The organism is Lacibacterium aquatile (genome assembly GCF_042683105.1).
Lineage (GTDB): Bacteria > Pseudomonadota > Alphaproteobacteria > Elsterales > Elsteraceae > Lacibacterium > Lacibacterium aquatile.
Genome location: NZ_JBHUIP010000012.1, coordinates 340447 through 363443 on the forward strand (window position 1 = coordinate 340447; position 22997 = coordinate 363443).

22 protein-coding genes are annotated in these 22997 nt (G+C 61.3%); 14 read left to right on the plus strand and 8 right to left on the minus strand.

Annotated features, from left to right (window positions below; all coding sequences use genetic code 11):
• Positions 1-10: 10 nt before the first annotated feature.
• On the minus strand, positions 11-679 hold the full coding sequence (locus tag ACFSM5_RS13200) for a glutathione S-transferase family protein (RefSeq protein ID WP_379876896.1): 669 nt from the start codon (positions 677-679) through the stop codon (positions 11-13).
• Between the two features lie 198 nt (positions 680-877).
• Here ACFSM5_RS13200 and ACFSM5_RS13205 point away from each other — a divergent pair, with 198 nt between their 5' ends.
• Positions 878-1315 (plus strand): DUF1465 family protein, encoded by a 438-nt coding sequence (locus ACFSM5_RS13205; RefSeq protein ID WP_379876897.1) that lies wholly within the window; start codon positions 878-880, stop codon positions 1313-1315.
• Between the two features lie 52 nt (positions 1316-1367).
• Here ACFSM5_RS13205 and ACFSM5_RS13210 read toward each other — a convergent pair whose 3' ends face one another.
• Positions 1368-2078, minus strand: a complete 711-nt coding sequence (locus ACFSM5_RS13210) for a phosphoadenylyl-sulfate reductase (protein WP_379876898.1) — start codon at positions 2076-2078, stop codon at positions 1368-1370.
• A gap of 94 nt (positions 2079-2172) precedes the next feature.
• On the opposite strand from ACFSM5_RS13210, the gene cysD reads away from it, so the two are divergent.
• The 7 genes from cysD to ACFSM5_RS13245 all read left to right on the plus strand — a co-directional run bounded on the left by cysD (position 2173) and on the right by ACFSM5_RS13245 (position 9560).
• The gene (cysD, locus tag ACFSM5_RS13215) at positions 2173-3126 is read left to right on the plus strand and encodes a sulfate adenylyltransferase subunit CysD (RefSeq protein WP_379876899.1); all 954 of its coding nucleotides are present in this window, start codon (positions 2173-2175) and stop codon (positions 3124-3126) included.
• Positions 3126-4946, plus strand: coding sequence for an adenylyl-sulfate kinase (cysC, locus tag ACFSM5_RS13220; protein WP_379876900.1), 1821 nt, complete (start codon positions 3126-3128; stop codon positions 4944-4946). The genes cysD and cysC overlap by 1 nt, the downstream gene beginning before the upstream one ends.
• Positions 4947-5059: 113 nt before the next feature.
• Positions 5060-6217 carry a DegT/DnrJ/EryC1/StrS family aminotransferase gene (locus ACFSM5_RS13225; protein WP_379876901.1) on the plus strand — a complete coding sequence of 386 codons (1158 nt, stop codon included), beginning with the start codon at positions 5060-5062 and terminating at the stop codon, positions 6215-6217.
• Positions 6214-7176, plus strand: coding sequence for a Gfo/Idh/MocA family oxidoreductase (locus ACFSM5_RS13230; RefSeq protein WP_379876902.1), 963 nt, complete (start codon positions 6214-6216; stop codon positions 7174-7176). Before ACFSM5_RS13225 ends, ACFSM5_RS13230 begins: the two co-directional genes overlap by 4 nt.
• A gap of 3 nt (positions 7177-7179) precedes the next feature.
• The gene (locus ACFSM5_RS13235) at positions 7180-7521 is read left to right on the plus strand and encodes a tRNA-binding protein (RefSeq protein WP_379876903.1); all 342 of its coding nucleotides are present in this window, start codon (positions 7180-7182) and stop codon (positions 7519-7521) included.
• Positions 7522-7620: 99 nt separating this feature from the next.
• Positions 7621-8517: an aromatic amino acid exporter YddG gene (gene yddG / locus ACFSM5_RS13240; RefSeq protein ID WP_379876904.1), complete on the plus strand. Its 897-nt coding sequence runs from the start codon at positions 7621-7623 to the stop codon at positions 8515-8517.
• 332 nt (positions 8518-8849) lie between these two features.
• A complete protein-coding gene (locus tag ACFSM5_RS13245; protein ID WP_379876905.1) occupies positions 8850-9560 on the plus strand; it encodes a substrate-binding periplasmic protein in 711 nt (236 codons plus the stop codon).
• Positions 9561-9666: 106 nt separating this feature from the next.
• Here the strand turns inward: ACFSM5_RS13245 and ACFSM5_RS13250 are convergent, their stop codons facing one another.
• From ACFSM5_RS13250 to ACFSM5_RS13260, 3 genes are read right to left on the minus strand one after another with little or no spacing between them, the layout of a single operon-like run.
• On the minus strand, positions 9667-11070 hold the full coding sequence (locus ACFSM5_RS13250; protein ID WP_379876906.1) for an NAD(P)(+) transhydrogenase (Re/Si-specific) subunit beta: 1404 nt from the start codon (positions 11068-11070) through the stop codon (positions 9667-9669).
• 10 nt (positions 11071-11080) lie between these two features.
• A complete protein-coding gene (locus ACFSM5_RS13255; RefSeq protein WP_379876907.1) occupies positions 11081-11494 on the minus strand; it encodes an NAD(P) transhydrogenase subunit alpha part 2 in 414 nt (137 codons plus the stop codon).
• Between the two features lie 11 nt (positions 11495-11505).
• Entirely contained in the window at positions 11506-12654 is a 1149-nt protein-coding gene (locus ACFSM5_RS13260) for a Re/Si-specific NAD(P)(+) transhydrogenase subunit alpha (protein ID WP_379876908.1), read from the minus strand.
• Positions 12655-12989: 335 nt separating this feature from the next.
• Between ACFSM5_RS13260 and ACFSM5_RS13265 the strand changes: the two genes are divergently transcribed.
• A complete protein-coding gene (locus tag ACFSM5_RS13265; protein ID WP_379876909.1) occupies positions 12990-13391 on the plus strand; it encodes a hypothetical protein in 402 nt (133 codons plus the stop codon).
• A gap of 127 nt (positions 13392-13518) precedes the next feature.
• Here the strand turns inward: ACFSM5_RS13265 and ACFSM5_RS13270 are convergent, their stop codons facing one another.
• Positions 13519-15135 (minus strand): fumarate hydratase, encoded by a 1617-nt coding sequence (locus ACFSM5_RS13270; protein ID WP_379876910.1) that lies wholly within the window; start codon positions 15133-15135, stop codon positions 13519-13521.
• A gap of 115 nt (positions 15136-15250) precedes the next feature.
• On the opposite strand from ACFSM5_RS13270, the gene ACFSM5_RS13275 reads away from it, so the two are divergent.
• From ACFSM5_RS13275 to ACFSM5_RS13285, 3 genes are all read left to right on the plus strand, one after another.
• On the plus strand, positions 15251-16171 hold the full coding sequence (locus ACFSM5_RS13275) for an exopolyphosphatase (protein WP_379876911.1): 921 nt from the start codon (positions 15251-15253) through the stop codon (positions 16169-16171).
• Between the two features lie 120 nt (positions 16172-16291).
• Positions 16292-17044 (plus strand): substrate-binding periplasmic protein, encoded by a 753-nt coding sequence (locus ACFSM5_RS13280; protein ID WP_379876912.1) that lies wholly within the window; start codon positions 16292-16294, stop codon positions 17042-17044.
• A 364-nt stretch (positions 17045-17408) separates the two neighbouring features.
• Positions 17409-18677, plus strand: coding sequence for a hypothetical protein (locus ACFSM5_RS13285; protein WP_379876913.1), 1269 nt, complete (start codon positions 17409-17411; stop codon positions 18675-18677).
• A 4-nt stretch (positions 18678-18681) separates the two neighbouring features.
• Here the strand turns inward: ACFSM5_RS13285 and ACFSM5_RS13290 are convergent, their stop codons facing one another.
• Together ACFSM5_RS13290 and ACFSM5_RS13295 are read right to left on the minus strand one after the other, a co-directional pair.
• Positions 18682-19488, minus strand: a complete 807-nt coding sequence (locus tag ACFSM5_RS13290) for a phosphate/phosphite/phosphonate ABC transporter substrate-binding protein (RefSeq protein ID WP_379876914.1) — start codon at positions 19486-19488, stop codon at positions 18682-18684.
• Positions 19489-19496: 8 nt separating this feature from the next.
• Positions 19497-20354 carry a helix-turn-helix domain-containing protein gene (locus ACFSM5_RS13295; RefSeq protein ID WP_379876915.1) on the minus strand — a complete coding sequence of 286 codons (858 nt, stop codon included), beginning with the start codon at positions 20352-20354 and terminating at the stop codon, positions 19497-19499.
• 161 nt (positions 20355-20515) lie between these two features.
• Here ACFSM5_RS13295 and ACFSM5_RS13300 point away from each other — a divergent pair, with 161 nt between their 5' ends.
• Together ACFSM5_RS13300 and ACFSM5_RS13305 are read left to right on the plus strand one after the other, a co-directional pair.
• A complete protein-coding gene (locus tag ACFSM5_RS13300) occupies positions 20516-21484 on the plus strand; it encodes a fatty acid desaturase (protein ID WP_379876916.1) in 969 nt (322 codons plus the stop codon).
• Positions 21481-22956, plus strand: a complete 1476-nt coding sequence (locus tag ACFSM5_RS13305) for an aromatic amino acid lyase (protein WP_379876917.1) — start codon at positions 21481-21483, stop codon at positions 22954-22956. The genes ACFSM5_RS13300 and ACFSM5_RS13305 overlap by 4 nt, the downstream gene beginning before the upstream one ends.
• The last annotated feature ends 41 nt before the right edge of the window (positions 22957-22997 follow it).

A 22997-nucleotide genomic window follows, 5' to 3' on the forward strand; every position in this document is an offset into this window, starting at 1 on the left:
CTCTTAGGGCCTAGAAATCAAGATCGTCATAATGCTGGACCGGCGCAATGCCTGGAACGCGGTCCGCCAACAACGGACGGAAACTCGGCCGGGATTTGACACGGGCGTACCAGTCTCGCGCGCCTTCATGGCCTTCCCAGGGCACATCGCCCAGATAATCGAGGCACGAGAGGTGCGTGGCAGCGGTGATATCTGCCAGACTGAACTCCTCGCCCGCCAGATAGCGGCGACGATCCATCAGATAGGCGATGTAATCCAGGTGATAATGGATGTTGGCGTAACCGGCCTTCATCGCCTGGCTGTTGGGTTGGCCCTGGCCGAGCAGGCGCTTGCCGACCTTTTCCTCGACCAGATTAGCCGTCACCTCGCGGTTGAACTTCTGGTCGAACCAGCCGACGAGGCGGCGGATCTCAGCGCGCTGATGCACGTCGCCATAGATCAGTGGCTTATCGGGGTAGGCCTCTTCCAGATATTCCTGGATCGCGGTGCCGTCCGACAGCACACGGCCGTCGGCCTCGATCAGCACCGGCACTTCGGCAGCCGGATTAAGGGCCATGAATTCCGGTCGGCGCTCCCACACCCGTTCGATGACGGGGTCGAAATCCAGCCCCTTCTCACGAAGGATCAGGCGGATCTTGCGTGCAACCGGAGATAACCATAGGTGAAAGAATGTCCGCATCGTGCCTCGGCTTATAGCGCAAGCGGGGTATGACTGCCAACAGGCGCCCGCTGTTTCCGCCCGCTTAAGGGGCAGATTCGACTTATTCTTTTCCTATCACACGCAACCTGGAACCTAACGGCTAGCATTTGGCGTTGAACACCCACATACTACTTCTACAGGCGGCCGGGTTCGTCCTTCCGGTCGGGGAGGACTGCTATGGGGACGTTTTATTTCTCGGGTACCTACGACGAAACAATGACCCTGCTGGTCGAGGCGCGCGATTATCTCGCCGCCAAGGAGCTTGGGTCCAGAGATCCAGGGCACGGGCCGGACGCCGAAGGGCGCTTGCTGGCGAACCGTGAAGCGATGCGCATTACCTCGCGCCTGACCCAGGTCATGGCTTGGCTACTTCTGCAACGGGCGGTTCACGAGGGCGAGGTCGATTACGACGAAGCTCTGAAGCCGGAAAACCGTCTGGACGGTCATGGCGTCTGCCTGGTGCGCTCGGAAGTTCCGCTGCCGCCCTATCTCGGCCGTCTGCTCGACCGCAGCTATAGCCTTTACGCACGGATCGACCGGCTGGATAAGCAGATGGCGGGCGCCCGCCCCTATGCCCGCGTCAAACGTCGGGAAATCCGCGCGGTGCCGTCTTGATCCCGCCCTTGTTCCTGAAATCTGGATACAAGCCCTGACCGAGCAAGGGTGATCACCCTTTACCGTGGATACCGCATTCTGTCTTTGTCCTCCCGCGCCAACGCCCGGCGCGGGGGTCTTCGCCGGGGGCGACGCGGCTGGTGCAGGGCATGCAGCCGATAGACGGGAAGCCGAGCGCTTCCATAGGGTGGCGCGGCAAGTCATGGGCTTCGAAATAGGCTTGTAGCGCTGCGCGATCCCAATCCTTCAGGGGATTGAACTTCAGGCGTGGCCCATCCTGCTCGATTGCCGGAATATCGTTGCGGGTCGATGCCTGGAATCGCTTACGGCCATTGATCCAGCCCTTGAAGCCTGCCAAGGCCCGCTCCAACGGCTCGACCTTGCGCAGGGCACAGCAGGCGTCGGGATCGCTATACCAAAGCTCCGCCCCCTCATCCCGTCGCACCAGATCGATGGGATCCGGCGCGACCGTCCGTACATCTGTCAGCCCGAGGCGGGCGACCAATGTGTCGCGATAGGCAATCGTCTCGGGAAACAGGTGGCCGGTATCGATAAATAACACCGGCAAAGCCGGATCGACGGACGCAACCATATGGAGAAGAACCGCCGACTCGGTTCCAAAAGAAGAAACGGTCGCGATATTTTCACGATTTAATAACGTAATTGAATGAGCAATTATCTCCGCTGGAGTCGCGTCATTACGCAAGCTTTCCTGCGGATCTTCATCACGAACCAACTCTTGCAATCTTGATATAGCAGCCATCTGCCGTTCTTTTTGCCATTGTTAGCTTGGTGTATCCGTAATATACCATCACAACAACATGTCAAATTCATAATAAGTCGGGTGAGTCTGTAAAATGTCATCCACCGCCCAGCCTGCGACTGCCGACACCACTGCACCTGCCCGTCCCCGCCTCCCCTCCCATCTCGCCCGGCTTGAAGCGGAAAGCATCGGCATTCTGCGGGAAACAGCCGCTGTCTTCGCCAATCCTCTGCTGATGTATTCGGTCGGCAAGGACAGCTCGGTTCTGGTTCATCTGGCCCGCAAGGCGTTTTTCCCCGGCCCGGTTCCTTTCAAACTGCTGCATGTGGATACCACCTGGAAATTCCGGGAAATGATTTCCTTCCGCGACAGGCTGGTGGCGGATTACGGGTTGGATCTGGTGGTGCATTCGAATCAGGAAGGCATTGCCGCCAAGCTTGATCCCCAGCGCGACCCGGTCGGCTATTACACCGACATGATGAAGACCCGGGCGCTGCGGCAGGCGCTCGACATGTTAAAGACCGACGCCGCTATCGGCGGGGCGCGGCGGGACGAGGAGCGGTCGCGTGCCAAGGAACGCATCTTCTCTGTCCGCTCCAGAGGGCATCGCTGGGACCCCAAGGCCCAGCGCCCCGAACCCTGGGGTGTCGCCAATACCCGCCTGTCGCCGGGTGAAACCATGCGCGTCTTCCCGCTGTCGAATTGGACCGAGCGCGACGTCTGGGCCTATATCCAGCATGAGCGCATTCCGGTGGTGCCGCTCTATTTCGCCGCCCCGCGTCCGGTCGTGCAGCGGGCAGGCACCTGGATCATGGCCGATGACGAGCGTCTTGTCCTGCAACCCGGCGAGCAGATCGAAACCCGCACCGTGCGCTTCCGCACCCTGGGCTGCTATCCGCTGACCGGCGCTATCGAAAGTACGGCAACCGATCTAGACGCCGTCATTCACGAGCTTGAAACCACCCGCTGGTCCGAACGCCAGGGCCGCCTGATCGATGGCGAGCGTGCGGACTCGATGGAGCGCAAGAAGTCCGAGGGGTATTTCTGATGGCCGAGTTTCTGCGTCCGCCCTTGCGGCTGCTCACCTGCGGATCGGTCGATGACGGAAAATCGACCCTGATCGGCCGCCTGCTCCATGACACCCGCAATATCGCCGAGGATCAGCGGGCCGGGCTGATCGGCGCCGATGGCGTGGTCGATTACTCCCGCCTTGTCGATGGGCTGGAAGCCGAGCGCGAACAGGGCATCACCATCGATGTCGCCTATCGCGCCATGCAGACGCCGACGCGGCGCTTCATCATCGCCGATACGCCGGGACACGAGCAGTTCACCCGCAATATGGCGACCGCCGCCGCCGACGCGGACCTCGCCATCCTGCTGGTGGATGCTCGCAAGGGGTTGCGCGATCAGACCCGACGCCACGCCGGGATCGCGGCCATCATGGGCGTCCGCCACGTGGTGCTGGCCATCAATAAGATGGATCTGGTCGATTATTCGGCCGAGGTTTTCCGTGCCATCGTCGATGATTTCGCGGGGCATGCTCAGCGGTTGGGGTTCGCGGAAGTCCAGGCGATCCCATTGGCCGCCAAGCCCGGCGCTACCATCGCGACCCGTGCGCCCGAGTTGGATTGGTATCAAGGGCCGACGCTGCTGGACTATCTCAACGATGTCGACGTCACCCGCCACGCCCCGACCTCCTTCCGGCTGCCGGTCCAGCGTGTGACCCGTGTCGGCGACTTCCGGGGTTTTGCCGGAACCGTGCGCGGCGGCATGCTGGCGGTTGGCGACACCGTGGCCGTGCTCCCCGGCGGCAAGACAACCACGGTCGAGCGTATCGTGACTTTCGACGGCGACCTGCCCGAAGCAGGTCCCGAGGAAGCCGTCACCCTGGTCTTTTCCGACGAGATCGAAGCGGCGCGCGGTAGCATCATTGCCGACCCTGCCCGCCTGCCGGTCCTGGCCGAACGCACCACCGCCCGCCTGGTCTGGTTCGGGGAACATAAGGCCGCCCTGGGCCGCCCCCTGCTGCTGCGCACCCCCACCGATCTGGTGCCTGCGCGCCTGTCGAAAATCCTGGGCCGCCTCGATCTCGCCAACCTGATCGAAGGCACGGCGGACACTCTGTCGGTCAATGATCTCGGCACCGTCGAGGTGCGGTTGGAGCGCCCGGTGCCGCTCGATGCCTATGGCGAAAATCGCGCGACCGGCGCTTTCCTGCTGATCGATCGCGCCACCAACGAAACCCTGGCCGCAGGCATGGCGCTTGCCCCCGAAGGACAGGCGGAGGTAACTCCGGCCAGCTTCGTGCTGGATCGACAGCATCGCGCGCGCCTCAAGGGGCAAAGCCCAGCTATCGTCTGGCTGACCGGGCTTTCGGGGTCAGGCAAATCGACGCTCGCCGGTCTGGCTGAAGCCGCCATCGCCTTGCGCGGCCAGCATTGCTATGTGCTGGATGGCGATAATGTACGCACGGGCCTGAACCGCGATCTCGGGTTTTCAACCGATGATCGGGCGGAGAACGTCCGGCGCCTGGGCGAGGTTGCCAAACTGATGGCCGATGCGGGCTTGATCGTCTTTGTCGCCGCCATCTCTCCCCGTCAAAGTGATCGGGACGAGGCGCGCCGCATCGCAGGTGACGTGCCTTTCTTCGAGGTCTTCATCGACACGCCGCTGGATATCTGCGAGGCACGCGACCCCAAGGGGCTTTATGCCAAGGCCCGTTCCGGTTCGATCCGCAACTTCACCGGAATCAGCGCCGGTTACGAGCGCCCCGAAGCCGCCGACCTGGTGCTGACAGCCGGAGCGGAGGCACCGGAGGTGCTCGTCGAACGGTTGGTGGCGAAACTAGCCGAGGCGGGGGTGGTATAAGGACTTCGTCACCTTTCGATAACAATCCGTAACAATGAGTTACTGGCGTCGAGCGCAGAGGGCGTTTAGACAACAGCATCTCAATGCTTACGTTCTCGTTTTCGAGGTGTCAGATGACCAGCCTACCCGCCCGCCCTGCCGAACCCATTGCCTTCGTCGACCTGAAGGCGCAGCGCCGCCGTCTGGGCAGCGCGGTGGATCAAGCCATCCTGGCGGTCGTCGATCACGGCGGTTACATCTCGGGTCCGGAAGTCACGCAGCTCGAGTCCGAACTGGCCCGCTGGGGCGACAGCAAACACGTCATCTCCTGCGCGTCGGGCACCGATGCCCTGATCATGGTGCTGATGGCTAAGGGCGTTAAGGCGGGCGATGCCGTCTTCTGCCCGTCCTTCACCTTCGCCGCCACCACCGAGGCGATTGCCCTGGTCGGCGCGACCCCGGTTTATTGCGAAGTGTCGGCCGACGATTTCAACATGACGGTCGAAAGCCTGAAGGCCGCCATCCCGGTCGCCAAGGCAGCGGGCCTTAATCCGGTCGGCATCATCCCGGTCGATCTTTTTGGTCAGGCCGCAGACTATCCCGCGATCAATGCGATTGCCGCCGAAAACGGCATGTGGGTCATGGCCGATGCCGCCCAGAGCTTCGGCGCCCGCCTCGACAACCGTCCCATCGGCGCCCTGGCCGATGTCACCACCACCTCCTTCTTCCCGGCAAAGCCCCTGGGGTGTTATGGCGATGGCGGCGCGATCTTCTGCGACGACGACGAATTGGCCCTGCTGCTGAAGTCGATCCGCGTGCATGGCCAGAGCCCGGCCGACAAGTACGAGAATGTCCGCCTGGGCCTGACCGCCCGTCTCGACACCATGCAGGCTGCCGTTCTGATCGAAAAGCTGCGGATCTTCGAAAGCGAGATCGAAGCCCGCGACGCGGTGGCCGAACGCTATCACGCCGCCCTTGCCGACCTGACCCAGGTGCCGCGCCTCGTCCAGGGCCGCACTTCGGTCTGGGCGCAGTACACGATCCAGGTCAAAAACCGCGACGCCGTGCAGGCCGCCCTGAAGGATGTGGGCGTGCCGACCATGGTCTATTACTCCCGCCCGCAGCACACCCAGCCGCCCTATCAGTACGGGCTTGTCTCCACGACCGGTCTGGCCGTGACCGAGCGGCTGTCCAAGGAATGCCTCTCGCTGCCGATGCATCCCTATCTGGCAACCGACGTTCAGGACTACATCATCGCGGCAACCCGTCAGGCGATCCTGGCCAACCGATGAGCGCGGCGCTTTCCGTCGCGGTTGTCGGCGCGGGCGCCATGGGCGCCAACCATGCCCGCACACTGGCGGGCATGGAGGGGGTCGAGCTCGGCTATATCGTCGATGCCGACCTAACCCGCGCAAAGACTCTGGCGGAAACCTACGGCGCCCAGGCGTTGGGCAGCATTGGTGAGTTACCGAGCGGTGTCGATGGGGCTGTCATCGCCACGACGTCGGTTACGCACGCGGTACTGGGGCAGGCTCTCCTGTCCCGTGGGATACCGTGCCTGATTGAAAAGCCGCTGGCCGTCACGCGTGAGGAATGCGTGCTGCTGATCGAAGCCGCCGACAAGGCCGGCGTGCCGGTCGCCGTCGGTCATGTCGAGCGCTTCAACCCGGCGATCCGCAAGGCCGCCGAGCTGCTGAAGGATCAAACGATCCTGATGATGGAGGCGCGACGCCTCAACCCCGGTTCCGCGCGGATTCTCGATACTGACGTCATCATCGATCTGATGGTCCATGATCTCGATGTGATCCAATTTCTCGCCGTAGCCGATCCCACTGCGCTCTCGGCCCATGGCATCGCACGCAACAAGCCTGGGGTCGCCGACCACGCAAGTGCGCTCTTGGATTTCGACGGTAAGGTCATGGCAACGGTCACCGCCAGCCGAATGACCCAGACCCGAATCCGGGAGCTGCTGATCCAGACCGCAAGCGGTCTGCTGGCCGTGAATTATCTGACCCAGGAAGTACGGGCTAGCCGAGCCCTAATTGACGGATCGGACGCCAATGGATCGGATCTTGCTCTGGAGCCGGTGATGGTCGTGCAGGGGCAATCGCTGGCGACCGAGCTTGCAGTCTTCTGCGCCGCCATACGCAAGGGCCGGGCCGAGGCTGCCGGGGTTACCCCGCGCGAAGCCTTGCGGTCTTTGCGCAGCGTATGGGAAATTCAGCGTCAGCTAGCAGAAACCTGGGCCTAACCCATGAGCGATACGATCACCTATTCCGATTTCGAGCGCGTCGATATCCGCGTCGGCACCATCACGCAAGCGATGGATTTTCCGGAGGCGCGCAAACCCGCCTATCGCCTGATCGTGGATTTCGGACCCGAGATCGGCCTCAAGAAGACCTCCGCCCAGATCACGGTGCACTACAAGCTCGACGAACTGGTGGGCCGTCAGGTGGCCGGTGTCGTCAATTTCCCCGCCAAGCAGATCGGCAAATGGATGTCCGAGGTGCTGGTCCTGGGCTTTCCGGACGAAAAGGGCGCCGTCGTGCTTGTCCAGCCGTCAACGGGCGTCCCGAATGGTGGAAAGCTTTTCTAGCCCGGCTGTCGCTGCACAAAGATCGGCATAGACTGCACAAACCTTGCACTTGATCCGACCTGCAAACTCGGGCAAGCACGAGCCTCGACTTTGCAAAGGATGAAAGCTGTGACGGATAAGGCAGTGGCGGCCTCCAACAAGGCTACCTTGATCGGCGGTCTCGCCCTGGTCATCTGGCCCGCGCTGGCCTTGCTGGCCACACTCGCCGGCCCTATCCCGCCGTTTTTGCTGACCGGTCTCGCCTTTGCAGTCTCTGCGATCATCGGCATCATCTGGTGGCTGGCGAAGGGCAATGGCCTCGGCCGGTTGCTGAACCGCCCCTTCAAGGATTGGGCAATCGGCATCGCCGGGCTATTCGGCTATCACCTGCTACTGTTCATCGCCCTGCAGAATGCGCCGCCGGTCGAAGCCAATCTGCTGAATTACCTCTGGCCGCTGCTGATCGTGCTCTTCTCTTCCTTCCTGCCGGGGGAGCGGCCCTATTGGTATCATTGGGCCGGTGCTGCCCTGGGGCTGGCCGGGACCGCAATGCTGGTGGCTGGGCCGGGCCTTGCCCCGAAGCTTGAATATCTGCCGGGGTATCTGGCCGGCATCGGCTGCGCGGTCTGCTGGGCAGGCTATTCGGTGGCCTCCCGCCGCTGGTGCGCCGCGGTTCCGACAGAGTTCGTGATCGCCCTGTGCGGCGGCACAGCTGCCCTGGCCCTGCTGATGCATCTCGCGTTCGAGCCTGCCTATACAATTTCCTTGCGCGAAGGGCTGGTTCTGCTGGCCATTGGCCTTGGCCCGCTGGGGGCTGCCTTCTTCTTCTGGGACGTGGGGATCAAGCGCGGAAACATCCGCGCATTAGGAGCCGTGAGCTACACCACCCCGCTGTTCTCCACCCTGCTGCTGATCCTGTTCGGCAAGGGTGAAGCAACGGCCGCCGCCGGCCTGGCCGCTATCCTTATCGTCGGCGGCGCCATCCTGGCGACACGCGAACTCTGGTCGCGCCGCTAAAGGCCTTAAGATAACTGTCACTCGCCCGTTCGGACCCTAGGGGTGGGTGGGATGGCGCCATCGAACAGATGCGCGCCTCCCACGGCGCAGACTTCTAAAAGCCTTTAGGAAGGATCATATCTCCATATTCGAAGGGAAAAACGAACTATAACCGACTAGAAGAACTATTTGCGGCTAACACAGCGACGTCGAAAGACGCAATTCCTTGGCCGATTCACGGCAGGCACCGGTTTCACTTGTATCGACCGCAGCTGAATGCGCTATCATCCCGCATGGGTTGCGTTAAACTCCTTTTATTGCTTACCACAAGCCTTTTGGTAGGCAATCAGGCTTTGGCGGCGGACGATAAGCGTCCGGTCCGTATTTTTGGCTCGGATCAGACGCCACCCAAATATTATCTCGAAGATGGCAAGGCCCGAGGCTATGCCTTCGATATCGCGCTGGAAGCTTTACGCCGGATCGGGCGACAGGGCTCTCCCGAGGCAATACCCTGGGCGCGCGCCTTACAGAATTCTCGGGACGGGCTAGGGATCATCGTCGGCTTTTCCCGCACCGCCCAGCGAGAGGTGGATTACCTCTATACCAACTATCCGATGTTCATCGATCCGGTGCTGCTGGTCTATCGCAGCGGGGATCCGCAGTTCGCGAACTGGTTTCCGACCCTGCCTAAACAACGGGTCGCCGTCAGCCGGGGCGCGCGATATTGCCCGACCTATAATCGCGATATCGCCGAAGCATCCACAGTGCTCGAAACGCCCGACGGCGCACACCGCCTTAATCTTCTGGTCCGCCAGCGGGTCGATATAGCGGTCTTCTCCGGGGGCAAGACTACTGTCGAAACTGCTGCCGCCAGGGCTGGCATCGCTCTTCAGGAAATTACGATATCGCCCCAACCGATCTGCCTGGATCCCAACTACATCGGCATCGGCCGCAGCATGCCCGGCGGCGAAGCCTTGCGCGACGCCCTGGATATCGCGCTGGAAGAGATGGAGCGGGACGGCAGCATCGACAAAATAAAAGCCCCCTACCTGGATGACAGGTAAGGGGCGGGGTCTTTGCGTTGGCCTACTTGAGGCCAGCAGGAACATCTCCTCGCCTCAAGTAGCGCAAAGCGCGATAGGCCACGCACAAGAGCATTGATCCGAAGGATCAATGCTCCATCGCCTTGACGATGTCTTCAGTCACTTTCTTGGCATCGCCGAACAGCATCATGGTGTTGTCGCGGAAGAACAGCTCGTTATCGACACCCGCATAGCCGGTGGCCATCGAGCGTTTGATGAACAGCACGGTCTTGGCCTTTTCGACGTCCAGGATCGGCATGCCGTAGATGGGCGATGCCGGATCGGTCTTGGCCGCCGGATTGGTCACGTCGTTGGCGCCGATCACATAGGCGACATCGGCGGTGCCGAAATCACGGTTGATCTCTTCCAGCTCCAGCACCTCGTCATAAGGCACATTGGCTTCGGCCAGCAGCACGTTCATGTGACCCGGCATACGCCCCGCCACCGGATGGATGGCATAGCGCACCGAGACGCCTTCCTTTTTGAGGATATCGGCCATTTCGCGCAGGGCATGCTGGGCCTGAGCCACCGCCATGCCGTAACCCGGCACGATGATGACGGAGGATGCATTCTTCATGATGAAAGCCGCGTCGTCAGCCGAACCCGGCTTCACGGACTTGTCGCCCGAGCTGCCGCCCGCCACCGCTGCCGCGCCGCCATCGGTGCCGAAGCCGCCGAGGATGACGTTGAAGATCGAACGGTTCATGCCCTTGCACATGATGTAGGACAGGATCGCGCCCGAGGAGCCGACCAGCGCGCCGGTCACGATCAGCAGGTTGTTCTGCAGGGTGAAACCGATGCCCGAGGCCGCCCAGCCGGAATAGCTGTTCAGCATCGAGATGACGACCGGCATATCGGCACCGCCGATGGGCAGGATCAGCAGGAAGCCGAGCGCCAGCGCCAGGATGGTGACCAGCAGGAAGGCCGTCCAGCTGGGGTTGATGGTGAACCAGACGATGCCCAGAACGATGCCGACACCCAGCGCCAGATTGAAGAAATGCTGGCCGGGGAACATCAGCGGCTTGCCCGAGATCAGGGCCTGCAGCTTACCAAACGCGATGATGGAGCCAGTGAAGGTGATGGCACCAATGGCGATGCCGAGGCTCATCTCGATGCGGCTTGCGACCTTCAGAACGCCATTGGCATTCAGCAGATGGAAGGAGGCCGGATCGGAAAAGGCGCCCAGGGCAACAAAGACCGCCGCCAGACCGACAAGGCTGTGAAAGGCCGCGACCAGCTGCGGCAGGGCCGTCATCTGGATCTTGCGGGCGATCACCGTGCCGATGGCACCGCCGATGACGATACCGGCAAGAATGACCGGATAGCCCATGACACCGGGCATGGCGAGCGTCGTGACGATCGCGATACCCATGCCGAGCATGCCGTAGAAGTTACCCTTGCGCGCGGTTTCCGGGCTGGAGAGCCCCCGCAGCGACAGGATGAAGAGGATGGACGCCGCGAGGTAGGCGAGCGCCGAAAGATTGGCTGACATGCGGCGCTCCCTACTTCGTCTTTTTCTTGAACATCGACAGCATACGCTGGGTCACGATGAAACCGCCGAAGATATTGACCGAAGCCAAGACGATGGCGAGGAACCCCATGACCTGGGCCAGACCGAAATCGGCAGGCCCGGCGGCGATGATCGCACCGACGATGATGACGGACGAAATCGCGTTGGTGACACCCATCAGCGGCGAATGCAGCGCGGGCGTCACTTTCCAGACGACGTAATAGCCAACGAAGCAGGCGAGCGCGAAAACGGTCAGCCCCCCGATGGAAGGGTCGACCCCGGCATCGGCAGCGGCCTGACTGGCGAGCGTCTGCGCATTGAGGGCCAGCGCCTGGATCTCGTCACCCAGGCGATGGGCATTGTCGGCCAGCGACTGGGCCGATTGGCGGAATTCTTCAGGAGACATTCTGTTCCTCCTCAGCCCTTGGGCAGCAGATTCGGGTGAACGACCGCGCCGCCCTTGGCGATCAGGGACGCTTTGACGATCTCGTCGGCCTCGTCGATCTTCAGGGACTTGGTCTCCTTGTCGATCAGCGGGGTCAGGAACGCCAGGAGGTTACGGGCATAAAGCGCGGAAGCATCGGCCGAAACCTTGCTCGGCAGATTGAGCGTACCGATGATGGTGACGCCGTGCTTCTCGATCACCTTGCCGGGCTTGGTCAGCTCGCAATTACCGCCCTGCTCGGCCGCCAGATCGACGATGATCGAGCCGGGACGCATGCTCTGCACCATCGCCGCCGTCACCAGGGTCGGGGCCTTGCGACCGGGGATCAGCGCCGTGGTGATGACGATGTCCTGCTTGGCGATATGCTCGGCGACCAGCGCCGCCTGTTTGGCCTTATAGCCGTCCGACATTTCCTTGGCATAGCCGCCCGAGGTCTGGGCCTGGGCAAATTCCTCGTCCTTCACGGCGATGAATTTGGCGCCAAGGCTTGCCACCTGTTCTTCGGTCGCCGGACGCACGTCGGTCGCGGAGACCACACCGCCCAGGCGACGGGCGGTCGCGATGGCCTGCAGCCCCGCGACACCGACACCCATAATGAAGGTCTTGGCAGGCGCTACCGTACCTGCCGCCGTCATCATCATCGGGAAGACGCGGGCATAGGCGGCAGCCGCCTCGATCACCGCGCGATACCCGGCAAGGTTCGCTTGGCTGGACAGCACATCCATGACTTGCGCACGGGTGATGCGCGGCACGAATTCCATGGCAAAGGCCGTGACGCCGCTGGCGGCAAGGGCAGGCACATGGTCGCCGAAGGGCGCCAGGGCGCCGATCACGACCTGTCCTGATTTCAGCAGGGCCAGTTCGTCCACCGCGCCCTCGCCCGCACCCAGCGGACGCTGAACCTTGAGGATGATATCGGCGCCATCGACAGTCGCAGCGGCGTCCTTGGCGATGGTGGCGCCAGCGGCGGTGAAGGCATCGTCGGTCACGCTGGCCGATACACCGGCCCCGGCTTCGACAGTAACGTCGGCCCCCAGTGCGATCAGCTTTTTGACGGTTTCCGGCGAGGCCGCGACACGCGCTTCATTGGGTGCGCGCTCTTTCAACACGGCGATTTTCATTGGGTCTCCCTAAACTTCGGGCACAGCAGAAGATGTGAGCCTTCGGACTGGCAAACCTTGCCGCATGGATCTGTCTTTGTGAAGCACGAACCGGCAGTTTTCTTACCCAATCGTCGCGGTTTTTCGAACAGAATGCCGGAAAACATCTGCCTCGACGCAGATCGAAATACCGCGATATCAAAATCAAATGAATGCTTACGACCTGTTACAATTCACGCTCTGATTAACGATAATTTGCAATTGAGTAAGGATCGCTGACACAATAGAGCGAGTAACCCAAGAAGCATGGGAGAGATCCCACACCTCTACAACTTATAAGATCGAGCGATACATTCATGCCGAGTCTGATTTTAAGCCGCGAGACAGCATATCAGGCTGGCGAGGACAGTCTCTCGACGGCCAAGCTCCTGGCTTTCGCCTTGTCACGGGCGGATATTCTGGTGGAGATCGACCAGGAGGTGACTATCGTATCGCTCCACGGATCACTGCGTCAGATCCTGGGCGAGGAGGTGGAGAATTTCATCGGCCAACCCCTGCGCGCGATCCTGCGCCCCGGTTCGGATGCGGATTGTGCCGAGATCGCCATTGCCTGCAAAGGCGGGCGGCGACTATCGGAGCGTCTGATCACCCTGCAATCCGGTCGCCCCGCCACCTGGGCAGGAACCTGCATTCCGGAGGCACCGGGCCGGATGTATCTGAGCATGGCCCTGGTCGAACGGCGGAAACACCCGCGGTAGAGCGGGTGCCGCGTTCCAAAAAGAGGACCGTCACCCCGCACTTGATGCAGGGCCTATCCGAGGCGGAACAGCCCGGACGAGATCCCGCATCAAGTGCGGGATGACGGTCCTAGTGTGAAAATAACAACTACCCGGTCATGCCCGCGAAGAAGTCATTGCCCTTGTCGTCGGTGACGATGAAGGCCGGGAAATTCTCCACTTCGATCTTCCAGACCGCTTCCATGCCAAGTTCGGGATACTCGTGCACCTCGACCTTTTTGATGCAGTCCTGGGCCAGACGGGCAGCCGGACCGCCGATGGAGCCGAGGTAGAAGCCGCCGTATTTCTTGCAGGCATCCAGCACCGCCTTGGAGCGGTTGCCCTTGGCAAGGCTGACGAAGCTGCCGCCCGCCGCCATGAAGGCATCGATATAGCTATCCATGCGGCCTGCCGTGGTCGGGCCGAAGGAACCGGACGGCATGCCTTCGGGGGTCTTGGCCGGACCGGCGTAATAGATAACGCGATCCTTGACGTAATCCGGCAGACCCTCGCCACGATCCAGACGTTCCTTGATCTTGGCATGGGCGATATCGCGGGCAACGATCACCGGACCCGACAGCGACAGGCGAGTCTTGATCGGATAACGCGACAGGATCTCGCGGATTTCCGACATCGGCTTGTTGAGGTCGATCTGCACCACATCGCCACCCAGGCTGGCTTCGTCCACTTCGGGCAGATATTTCGCCGGATTGGCTTCCAGCTGCTCCAGGAAGATGCCGTCCTTGGTGATTTTCCCGGCGATCTGGCGGTCGGCCGAACAGGAGACGCCAAGGCCGATCGGGCAGCTTGCGCCGTGGCGCGGCAGACGGATCACACGCACGTCATGGCAGAAATACTTGCCGCCGAACTGGGCGCCGATGCCCATCTGGCGGGTAAGTTCCAGCACCTGCTTTTCCAGCTCGATGTCACGGAAAGCCTGGCCGAACTTATTCCCCTCGGTCGGCAAATTGTCGAGATACCGGGCAGAGGCCAGCTTGGTCGTCTTCAGCGTCATTTCGGCCGAGGTGCCGCCGATGACAATCGCCAGATGGTAGGGCGGGCAGGCCGAAGTGCCGAGCGTGCGGATCTGAGTGTCCAGGAACTTCATGAGGTTCGTCGGATTCAGCACCGCGCGGGTCTGCTGATACAGGAACGTCTTGTTCGCCGAACCGCCACCTTTGGCCATGAACAGGAACTTATAGGCATCGCCCTCGGTCGCGTAGAGGTCGATCTGGGCCGGCAGATTATCGCCCGTATTGACCTCGTCATACATATTCAGCGGGGCGACCTGGCTGTAGCGCAGGTTCGTCTCGGTATAGGTCCGGCGCACCCCTTCGGACAGGGCAGCTTCGTCATCATAGCCGGTCCAGACCTTCTGGCCCTTCTTGCCCATGATGATCGCGGTGCCGGTATCCTGGCACATCGGCAACACGCCGCCCGCCGCGATATTGGCGTTCTTCAAGAGGTCATAGGCGACGTAATGGTCGTTCGGGCTGGCCTCTTTGTCGTCGAGGATCGCGCGCAGCTGGGCCAGATGTCCTGGGCGCAGCAGATGGCTCATGTCGCGGAAAGCAGCGGCGGTCAGCAGGGCTAACGCCTCGCGCTCCACCTTGAGCACTTCCTGCCCATCGATACTAATCGTGGATACAAAGTCGCCGCTTAGCTTACGATAAGGTGTAGTGTCCTCCAGATGCGGTATCATCGGGTGGAAATCGAAGGTGCTCATGGTCGGACCCTTCCGTTGCCCGTCGTTGCGGGACATTTGTTGTTCTAGCGTTGCGTTTTAAGATCGTCCGGCCGCGGGAGCAACCCGAGAGGCTCACCTGGGGAGGGAAAAGGACATGGTCGGTACGTATCGGTTGCTGACGCGTGGAGATATCGACGGTTTGGCTTCGGCCGCGCTTTTGACCGAGCTTGGGCTGATCAACGAGGTGAAGTTCATCCATGCCGATGACCTGCTGACCAACCGGATCGCCGTCACCGCCCGCGACATTTTGACCGACCTTCCCTACGCCGACGGATGCCATCTGGCGTTCGATCACCATGGCGCGGAGATCGAGCGGGCTCCGGTTGTCTCCAATCTGGTCCTCGATGCAGAATCGCCGTCGAGCGCCCGGCTGGTCTTTCAGCATTTTGGCGGCCCGTGGGTTTTTCCTGCTCGCCTCGACCCCATGCTGGCCGCAGCCGACCGTGCGGCCCAGGCGGGCTGGACGGCCGCCGATGTGCTGGAGCCGCGCGGCTGGGCGCTGCTCGCCTTCCTGTTGGATCCCCGCACGGGCGTCGAGCGGCGCGGCGGCTTCAAGGCGGCAGAAACCATGGGTTTCCTGGAAGGGCTCATCGAGCCGATGCGCCATGACAGCATCGAAAGCATCCTGGCCCGGCCAGAGGTTGCGGCTCGATCCGAGATCTATCGCCAGGAAGCCCCGCGCTTTGAAGAACAGATCGGTTCGACGGCCCGCATGGAGGGCGAGGTGGTGATGATCGACTTCCGCCATGCCGAGCATATACCGGCAGGCAACCGCTTCATCGCCTATGCGCTATTTCCGGCGGCCCGCCTGTCGATCCGCGTCGGACCAACGCCCGATGGCCGCGTGATGATCGCCTGTGGCCGCTCCATCTTCGACCGCACGGCGACCATCGATATCGGCGCGGCCATGGTGCATTTCGGCGGTACAGGCCATGGGCGTTCCGGGTCCTGCATCGTCGCAGCCGATGACGCCGACAGGATTGTCGCCGAACTGCTGAACCACTTCAGAGCTTGAACCTTTCGTCAGCACCACCCCTGTAAGCTTTACCGTCACCTGTCTTACTTCGTCGCGCGCCCCCATGCACCATGGTAAGATTTTGCAGCTTATTGCCGCAATCGGTTGGGGGAACACGAGATGCGGAAACTCGGCTTGCCGAGGGTGTTCTGTTTGGTCGGTCTGGCTCTTTTCTGGGCTGGAAACGCGGTTGCCGCGAAACTGTCTGTTGCCGCCCTGGTCGATTACCCGCCGTTTTCCGATGTCGCCAGCCCGCAGCAGGGCTTTGCCAACGAGCTGCTGACTGCCGCCTTGCGCCGTGCGGGCCATGAGGTCGAGGTAGAAATGCTGCCCTGGAGCCGCGCGCTGGCCGGGGTGCAGGACGGAACCTATGACATCCTGACCTGCGTCTGGAGAACGCCAGATCGTGAAAAGACTATGCTGTTCACTGAGCCGTTTGCCGTGAATCGCCTCGTCTTCGCCAAACGAACCAACGAGCCGTTTGCCTATCGGGATCTGCGCGACCTGAACGGCAAGACCATCGGCACGATCCCCGGCTATGCCTATGATGAGGACTTTCTGAAAGCCGCCAGCTTCAAGCGCGAGGAAGCCGCCAGCGTCGTCACCAATTTGCGCAAGCTATCCGCCGGGCGAATCGATCTGACGGTCGAGGATGAACTGATCCTGCGGTACGTCCTCAATACCCAGTTATCCGACCTGAGGATGATGCTGGAACTGGCACCGGGCGCTCTTAGCGAAAACCCGCTGCATTACGCGATTTCGCGCGAGCATCCCGAGGCCGAGGCAATCGCCCGCGATTTCAATAAGGCCCTAGCCGAAATGAAAGGCGATGGGTCATACGATCACCTGCTTGAAAAGCACGGGATGCGCTGACAGGAAACCTGCCTGGACAACTCAACCGTGCGCATACGATATTTCTCCCGCACACGACCAACTGGTTCAGGGAGAAGCCGGTGTCTGAAGACCTGATTTCCAAAAAGCCGCAGAAAAAAGCACCGTCCCGCTTACAGATCAAACCCCTTAAACCCATGCCCGTCGAAATGAACGGGAAGGACGACATTAAGCTCCGCCTTACCTCCTTCTTCCGGAATAGCGGTAACGGAGGCATCTCTTCCTCCGATCTCCTCGATTACGTCAATTTCCTCGACTTACTGAACGACCGGGAAAAGTCCCCATCGCCCTCGAACTCCTCTCGAAAGCGATCTGGCTGGCCTATAACGAAGACGATCTCATTGAGATGCCGAATCGCTATACCCGTGCCATATCGCGTGTCGGATTTAGTCTTGGGTTCGAAAATATCGACCTGATCGTCCTGACCGCAGGCGCCCAGCCCGCAGATTTTGGACAACTTCTCGGCGATCGGCGTCTTTGGAAGGATTCATTCGCCTTAGGTCATGGGGAGTTTCCACACTCTTACCAATGGCTGGCAGCCGGCCTTTTTCTGAAGTGGGGCAAGCAGACGGCTACGCTTTACAAGAATACCAAGGGCCGCTTTTCCCATATGCCTTTCTGGGTGAAGGGCGACAAACCGGGTCTTGAACTACGCCCGGCGCTTCTTTGGGAGTATATGGTCGACTGCACGCTCTATCGAGACGCATTTCAGCCGAAGGTGGAAATCGCCCGTAAATGGGTGGACGATTCGTTCGTTACGATCTGCAACGGCCCGGCAAAGGGATTCGAGACCGGTCATTTCTGGTTCCTGAATTTCTTAACCGGCAAGATCGGCTTTGAACCTCTTATGATGAAGCCTGATGAACATATTCCACCGGAGGAAATCGAGGAGATCCGTAAACAACCCCCTCTCCGCGAAGAGCTCATATTGAAATATGACAAGGCCCTTCAGATAGTCTCCGAGAAGATCGTGGCCTTTTTCCCCCTGTGCAATGCCTTGGCGGCCAAGGGAGTGCCCTATCGGAACGCCAATAATGTGACGGATCTCGCGCGTTCGCAGGGCAAATGGTTCATCTGCGCCTATGAGACTCGGCGCACCGGGAAGCTGCTGAAAGGTCAAAACGACCTCTATATCGACGGTATAAAAAAATACCTGATGGGGTCGAATTTCAGCCATCTATCGACCGTGGTCTACACGATAAAAGACCTAAATGGGAGCGACCTGGAACTTAAGTTCTCCGGCAAAGCCGTCCTTAATTTCTGGCTAAAATTAGAAGCGAAGTATGGCAAAAGCTTATCTCAAGATGGCACGACGAGGGGCCTTCTGGACGATTTTTGGGAGTTCATGCTGAGCGGTGGGCAGAACTTGAATACTAAACAGCTCAAGGACCTACCCGGCAAAAACCCTCGGCTGTTCCCGTCTCCGATGGATGCCTTGAGCTCCAGCCGCAACAGCAACTACACCAATAATACCAAAAAACTGGCGGGCTGGGATGTCCGTGCGCAGGGTATCTTCAAGATCGACATCAAGGGAATAAAAGCCACCAAGAAACAGATCAAGATTACCTTCCACGATGAACCCGGCCTGATAAACGAGTTCACCCCCCTCGACTGAAGGGTCAGACCAGAACAGGATAGCCAGCCGCCTCCGCCCCCTGTTCCAGGGCGACGACACGCTTATAGGCTTCAACCGGCAGTACCTCGAACTTATCGATGAACAGCGCCTCGCGCAGGACCGCCAGTTCAGGATCTGCGGCAGCAGCCATCAAGGCGGCGCGCAGGGCATCGACCGTGCCGTGGGGCGTCCGCGCGGCGGTTACCAGGGGCAGTGCTGGCGTCGACGGCGTTTCCGCCAGCACCCGCACGCGCGCCGCCTTTTCCGGCCGATAGCGCTGCATCATCGCAAAAGTCACGCAGTCGAGAGAGGCGACATCGGCCCGCCCCTCACCCACATCCTCCATGCTCTTGGCATGGCCACCGCTTTCGATCACGGCGCCGAAGAAAGGCCGTCCCTCCGCATAGGGGGCTATAGAGGCCCGCAGCAGGTTCATGCCGGTATTGCTGCCACGTTCATTGATCACCGCCGTCTTGCCGCGCAGATCGGCAAGGGATTTCACCGGCGAATCGGCTGCCACCACGATGACGCTGCAATGCCAGGCCCCGACACACCCCGGTGCGGTATAGTGAGGGGTCGCGACCACCTGGACCGCATCAGTCAGGTGGCGGGTCAGGGGATAACCGCAGGTCTGCCCCAGCAGCAGATCGGGCGAGCGCCAGAAGCCCATCAGATCAGCCGGGCGCGTCAAGTTTGCCGGGGCCTCTATCCCGGCGGCCTTCAGATGAGCCTGAATGGCACTCCACAGCCCGTCAGTCAGTAGGCGCACCTCGGGGAAGTCATACATCGGAAGGCCGGCGATCAGGCTCATGGGACGCTCTATCGGATATGGGAGCGGAGACGCTCGAGATAGCGGGGGATATCTGTCGGCTGCACGACGGCGGCGCGGATCAGACTATCGAAATGCTGCGCCAGAGTGCGGATGTGATCGGTAGAATGGAAGACAAAATACATCTGCCCGATATAAATGACCGCCCGCTGCGGTCCGAAGATCGTGATCGGCACGGAAAAAACCTGCCGGACATCGAACAGGAACCAGCGGAACGACGGGTAGAGTTCGTTGCAGAGATCGATGATGTGATCGATCTGCTCCCGCCGATCCTTTGGCGATAACTCCGACCAGCCGTTCTCCCCACGCGCGAAGCCTTCGATAGCCTGCAAAGACGTACAGACCTCCATGTCGGTTTCGGGCTGGCGCAGATAGGCGAGACGCGCCTGGGTCGTCTCGATCCGCTGCTTGGGCGAGCGGGCGAAATAGTCGGAATATTCGACATTGATGACCGCTTCGGTCTTCAGCACATCCGGGAAAGAGGTCGGCACATGGCGGATCTTGTAGCCCGCCGCCTCCGCATGCCAGCGCAACAGCCGTTCGTCCAACGGCGAAGGGGCATTCCGCTCCACCTGGAACGTCTCCGGCACCACGTCCGCGCCCAGACTATCCTGTTGCGTGAGGCCGAACAGCCAGTCGAGCGAAACCTGGGCGTAATGGGCAACGCCGATGATCGAGTCGATGCGCGGCAAACGCTCGTTGGTCGGTGACAGAAGCTGGGAGAGGGTCGAGCGGTCGATCCCAACGGCCTCGGCAAAGGCCGTCTGGCTGAGGCCCGTCCGGCGGATCACCTCCAGCAGACGCTCCCGGAAAATACGGACCGTATCGTGGCGCTCACCGCTGCGCATCTGATGATATCCAGCATCTATTGATGATGATTCGCATCAATCTACTCGATTTCGCCGCATCAACAATCTTTTGTGCGCAGATACCTTATATTGTGCGCATTCCCGCGTTGTCACAAAACGGCCCCATGCGGTTTCCTGACCCAAGAAAGGAGACCGCAACTATGGCTCGCCAACGGAAAAATCGAGGGATCGTCCGCCAGTGGGAATTGCCCACCTGGGGGTTGATCGTCGCGATCTATGGCGGCTGGGGTCTTCTCACCTTCTTTTGGAACCAGTTGCCCTGGCCGGTGCTGCTGGCGGCGGGCGCTTGGCTCGTCGCCTGGCATATGTCGCTTCAGCACGAGGTACTGCACGGCCATCCGACCAAAAACCAATGGATCAACGATGCCATCGGCTATCCGCCTTTGAGCTTCTGGCTGCCCTATCGCCTCTATCGCGACAGCCACCTCGCCCACCACAATGACACGCGACTGACCGATCCACTCGACGATCCGGAAAGCCAATATGTGACGGCGGAAGCTTATGAGCGCCTTGGCCCGCTGGGCCGTATCCTGCGCGACGTCTACAACACGCTGCCGGGACGTCTTCTCATCGGTCCGGGTTGGAGCATTGGCCGCTTCCTGATCGCCGAAGCCCGGCTGGTGCTGGCGGGCTGGACCGGGCGGCGCGGCATCTGGCTGCGGCACATGCTGGGCGTGATCGCCGTCGGCGCCTGGCTGGTTCTGGTCTGCGACGTCCCGCTTTGGCAGTATCTGATGCTGGCGGTTTATCCCGGCTATGCGCTGGCGCTGATCCGCTCCTTTGCCGAACATCGCGCCGCCGACGAGCCTGACCATCGCACCGCCATTGTGGAGAACACCCCTGTCTTCGGGCTGCTATTCCTGCACAATAACCTGCATGTGGTTCACCACGACCGGCCATGCCTGCCCTGGTACGCTATCCCCGCCGCCTATCGCGAAAGCCGTGAAGCGGTGCTGATCAAGAACCAGGGTCTGGTCTATGATGGCTATACAGATGTGGCGCGGCGCTATTTCCTGACCCGTCATCATCATCCGTTGCACCCGGCCTACCGCCCGCTGCCCCAGCACGGCGGAGCCTCTGAAGCCGAAGCCTTGAGGACCAGCCTATGACCACCGCTGCCGCCGTCGTTCTGGATGGCGAGAGTCTGACCCTTGCGACCCTGGCCCGCATTGCAGGCGGCGGCGTCACAGTTTCCCTCGCCCCCACCGCCCAGGCCCGTATTCAGGCAGGCCGCGCCGTGGTCGAGGACATGGTTGCCCGCAAGGTCCCGGCCTATGGCATCACCACCGGCTTCGGATCCCAAAAGGATTATGCGCTGGCAGAACATGAACTGATCGAGTTCAACCGCCGCGTCATCGTCGGTCATTCGACCTTCGCCCCCGGCGATGCCGTCACGCCCGAGGCGGTGCGCGCCGCCCTTGCCATCCAGCTCAATCTCTTTGCCACCGGCCGCTCGGGCGTGCGCCCTGAACTGGTGGAGGTTCTGCTGCTGCGCCTCAATGCCGGGCTTACCCCCGATGTGCAGTCGGGCAGCTCGGTCGGCGCCTCGGACATCGTATCCCTCTCGCAGATGGCCCTGCCGCTGCTAGGCCTGCCGGGCCCGGGCGGGGAGAGCGACGGGCCGACGGTCGCGGGAGGCCTCGCCGCCAAGGAAGCCATGTCGCTGATGAACAGCAACACGCTGACCCTGGCCGAGGCTGCGGTTGCCGTGCATGACGCCCGCCGGCTGCTGAAGGCGCTGGACCGGGCAGCGGCACTGTCACTGGAAGGCTTCCGCGGCAACCCTCACGCCTGGGGCGAAGCGGTCGAACGTGCTCATCCGCAGCCCGGGCAGATCGAGGCTGGCAGCCATCTGCGCGCCCTCCTTTCCGGCAGCCGCCTCTGGACTGGTGGGGAGCAGCGCTTCCTGCAGGATCCCTTGAGCTTCCGCTGCACCCCGCAGATCCATGGCGCCGCCTATGCAACCCTGGCCTGGACGCAGGGCATTCTGGAGACCGAACTCAACGCTTCGGTCGACAACCCCACCGTCGATATCGCAGCGGGTGTTACCGTGTCCCACGGCAATATGGAAAACACCCTGCTGGCGGTTGCGCTCGATGCTTTGCGCCTCGCTCTCGCCAAGGCCCTGCAGGCCTGCGGGGAGCGGATCCACAAGCTGCAATGGCCAAGCTTCAGCAGCTTGCCGACCGGGCTGGCCGCCACGCCGGGCGCCATCGGCGGGGTGCAGTTCCTGAATCTCGGTCATATTGCCGCCGCCAAGGTCGCGTCGGCCACCCACCATGCGGCCCCGGCCAGCCTGCTCTATCACGGTCAGGTCTGCGATGGGGTGGAGGATGTGGGCGGGCTGGCGCCGCAATCGGTCCATGCCACCCGTCGCCTGTTGGAGGATGCCTGGGTGCTGGTGACGCTGGAAAGCGCCATCGCCGCCTGGGCCATCGATCTGCGCGGCATCGCTACCGACGTGCTGGGTGAAGGGTTGCGGGGGATTCAAACCGGACTACGCCCACAACTGCCGATCGGTGTCGAGGGTATCACACCCTTCGATCTGAGGCCGCTGGTCGATTACATCCGATCCTTTTGACCAATATCTTCACCCGTCATACCATTGAATCTCTGGTAGAT

Bases quoted from the DNA above. Each gene is read 5' to 3' on its own strand.
- ACFSM5_RS13230 (WP_379876902.1), top strand. From the start codon at position 6,214: ATGAGCGCGGCGCTTTCCGTCGCGGTTGTCGGCGCGGGCGCCATGGGC.
- ACFSM5_RS13275 (WP_379876911.1), top strand. From the start codon at position 15,251: ATGGTCGGTACGTATCGGTTGCTGACGCGTGGAGATATCGACGGTTTG.
- ACFSM5_RS13225 (WP_379876901.1), top strand. From the start codon at position 5,060: ATGACCAGCCTACCCGCCCGCCCTGCCGAACCCATTGCCTTCGTCGAC.
- ACFSM5_RS13280 (WP_379876912.1), top strand. From the start codon at position 16,292: ATGCGGAAACTCGGCTTGCCGAGGGTGTTCTGTTTGGTCGGTCTGGCT.
- ACFSM5_RS13305 (WP_379876917.1), top strand. From the start codon at position 21,481: ATGACCACCGCTGCCGCCGTCGTTCTGGATGGCGAGAGTCTGACCCTT.
- ACFSM5_RS13250 (WP_379876906.1), bottom strand. From the start codon at position 11,070: ATGTCAGCCAATCTTTCGGCGCTCGCCTACCTCGCGGCGTCCATCCTC.
- ACFSM5_RS13200 (WP_379876896.1), bottom strand. From the start codon at position 679: ATGCGGACATTCTTTCACCTATGGTTATCTCCGGTTGCACGCAAGATC.
- ACFSM5_RS13270 (WP_379876910.1), bottom strand. From the start codon at position 15,135: ATGAGCACCTTCGATTTCCACCCGATGATACCGCATCTGGAGGACACT.
- ACFSM5_RS13290 (WP_379876914.1), bottom strand. From the start codon at position 19,488: ATGAGCCTGATCGCCGGCCTTCCGATGTATGACTTCCCCGAGGTGCGC.
- ACFSM5_RS13300 (WP_379876916.1), top strand. From the start codon at position 20,516: ATGGCTCGCCAACGGAAAAATCGAGGGATCGTCCGCCAGTGGGAATTG.
- yddG (WP_379876904.1), top strand. From the start codon at position 7,621: ATGAAAGCTGTGACGGATAAGGCAGTGGCGGCCTCCAACAAGGCTACC.
- ACFSM5_RS13210 (WP_379876898.1), bottom strand. From the start codon at position 2,078: ATGGCTGCTATATCAAGATTGCAAGAGTTGGTTCGTGATGAAGATCCG.
- ACFSM5_RS13285 (WP_379876913.1), top strand. From the start codon at position 17,409: ATGCCGAATCGCTATACCCGTGCCATATCGCGTGTCGGATTTAGTCTT.
- ACFSM5_RS13295 (WP_379876915.1), bottom strand. From the start codon at position 20,354: ATGCGCAGCGGTGAGCGCCACGATACGGTCCGTATTTTCCGGGAGCGT.
- ACFSM5_RS13235 (WP_379876903.1), top strand. From the start codon at position 7,180: ATGAGCGATACGATCACCTATTCCGATTTCGAGCGCGTCGATATCCGC.
- cysD (WP_379876899.1), top strand. From the start codon at position 2,173: ATGTCATCCACCGCCCAGCCTGCGACTGCCGACACCACTGCACCTGCC.
- ACFSM5_RS13205 (WP_379876897.1), top strand. From the start codon at position 878: ATGGGGACGTTTTATTTCTCGGGTACCTACGACGAAACAATGACCCTG.
- cysC (WP_379876900.1), top strand. From the start codon at position 3,126: ATGGCCGAGTTTCTGCGTCCGCCCTTGCGGCTGCTCACCTGCGGATCG.
- ACFSM5_RS13260 (WP_379876908.1), bottom strand. From the start codon at position 12,654: ATGAAAATCGCCGTGTTGAAAGAGCGCGCACCCAATGAAGCGCGTGTC.
- ACFSM5_RS13255 (WP_379876907.1), bottom strand. From the start codon at position 11,494: ATGTCTCCTGAAGAATTCCGCCAATCGGCCCAGTCGCTGGCCGACAAT.
- ACFSM5_RS13265 (WP_379876909.1), top strand. From the start codon at position 12,990: ATGCCGAGTCTGATTTTAAGCCGCGAGACAGCATATCAGGCTGGCGAG.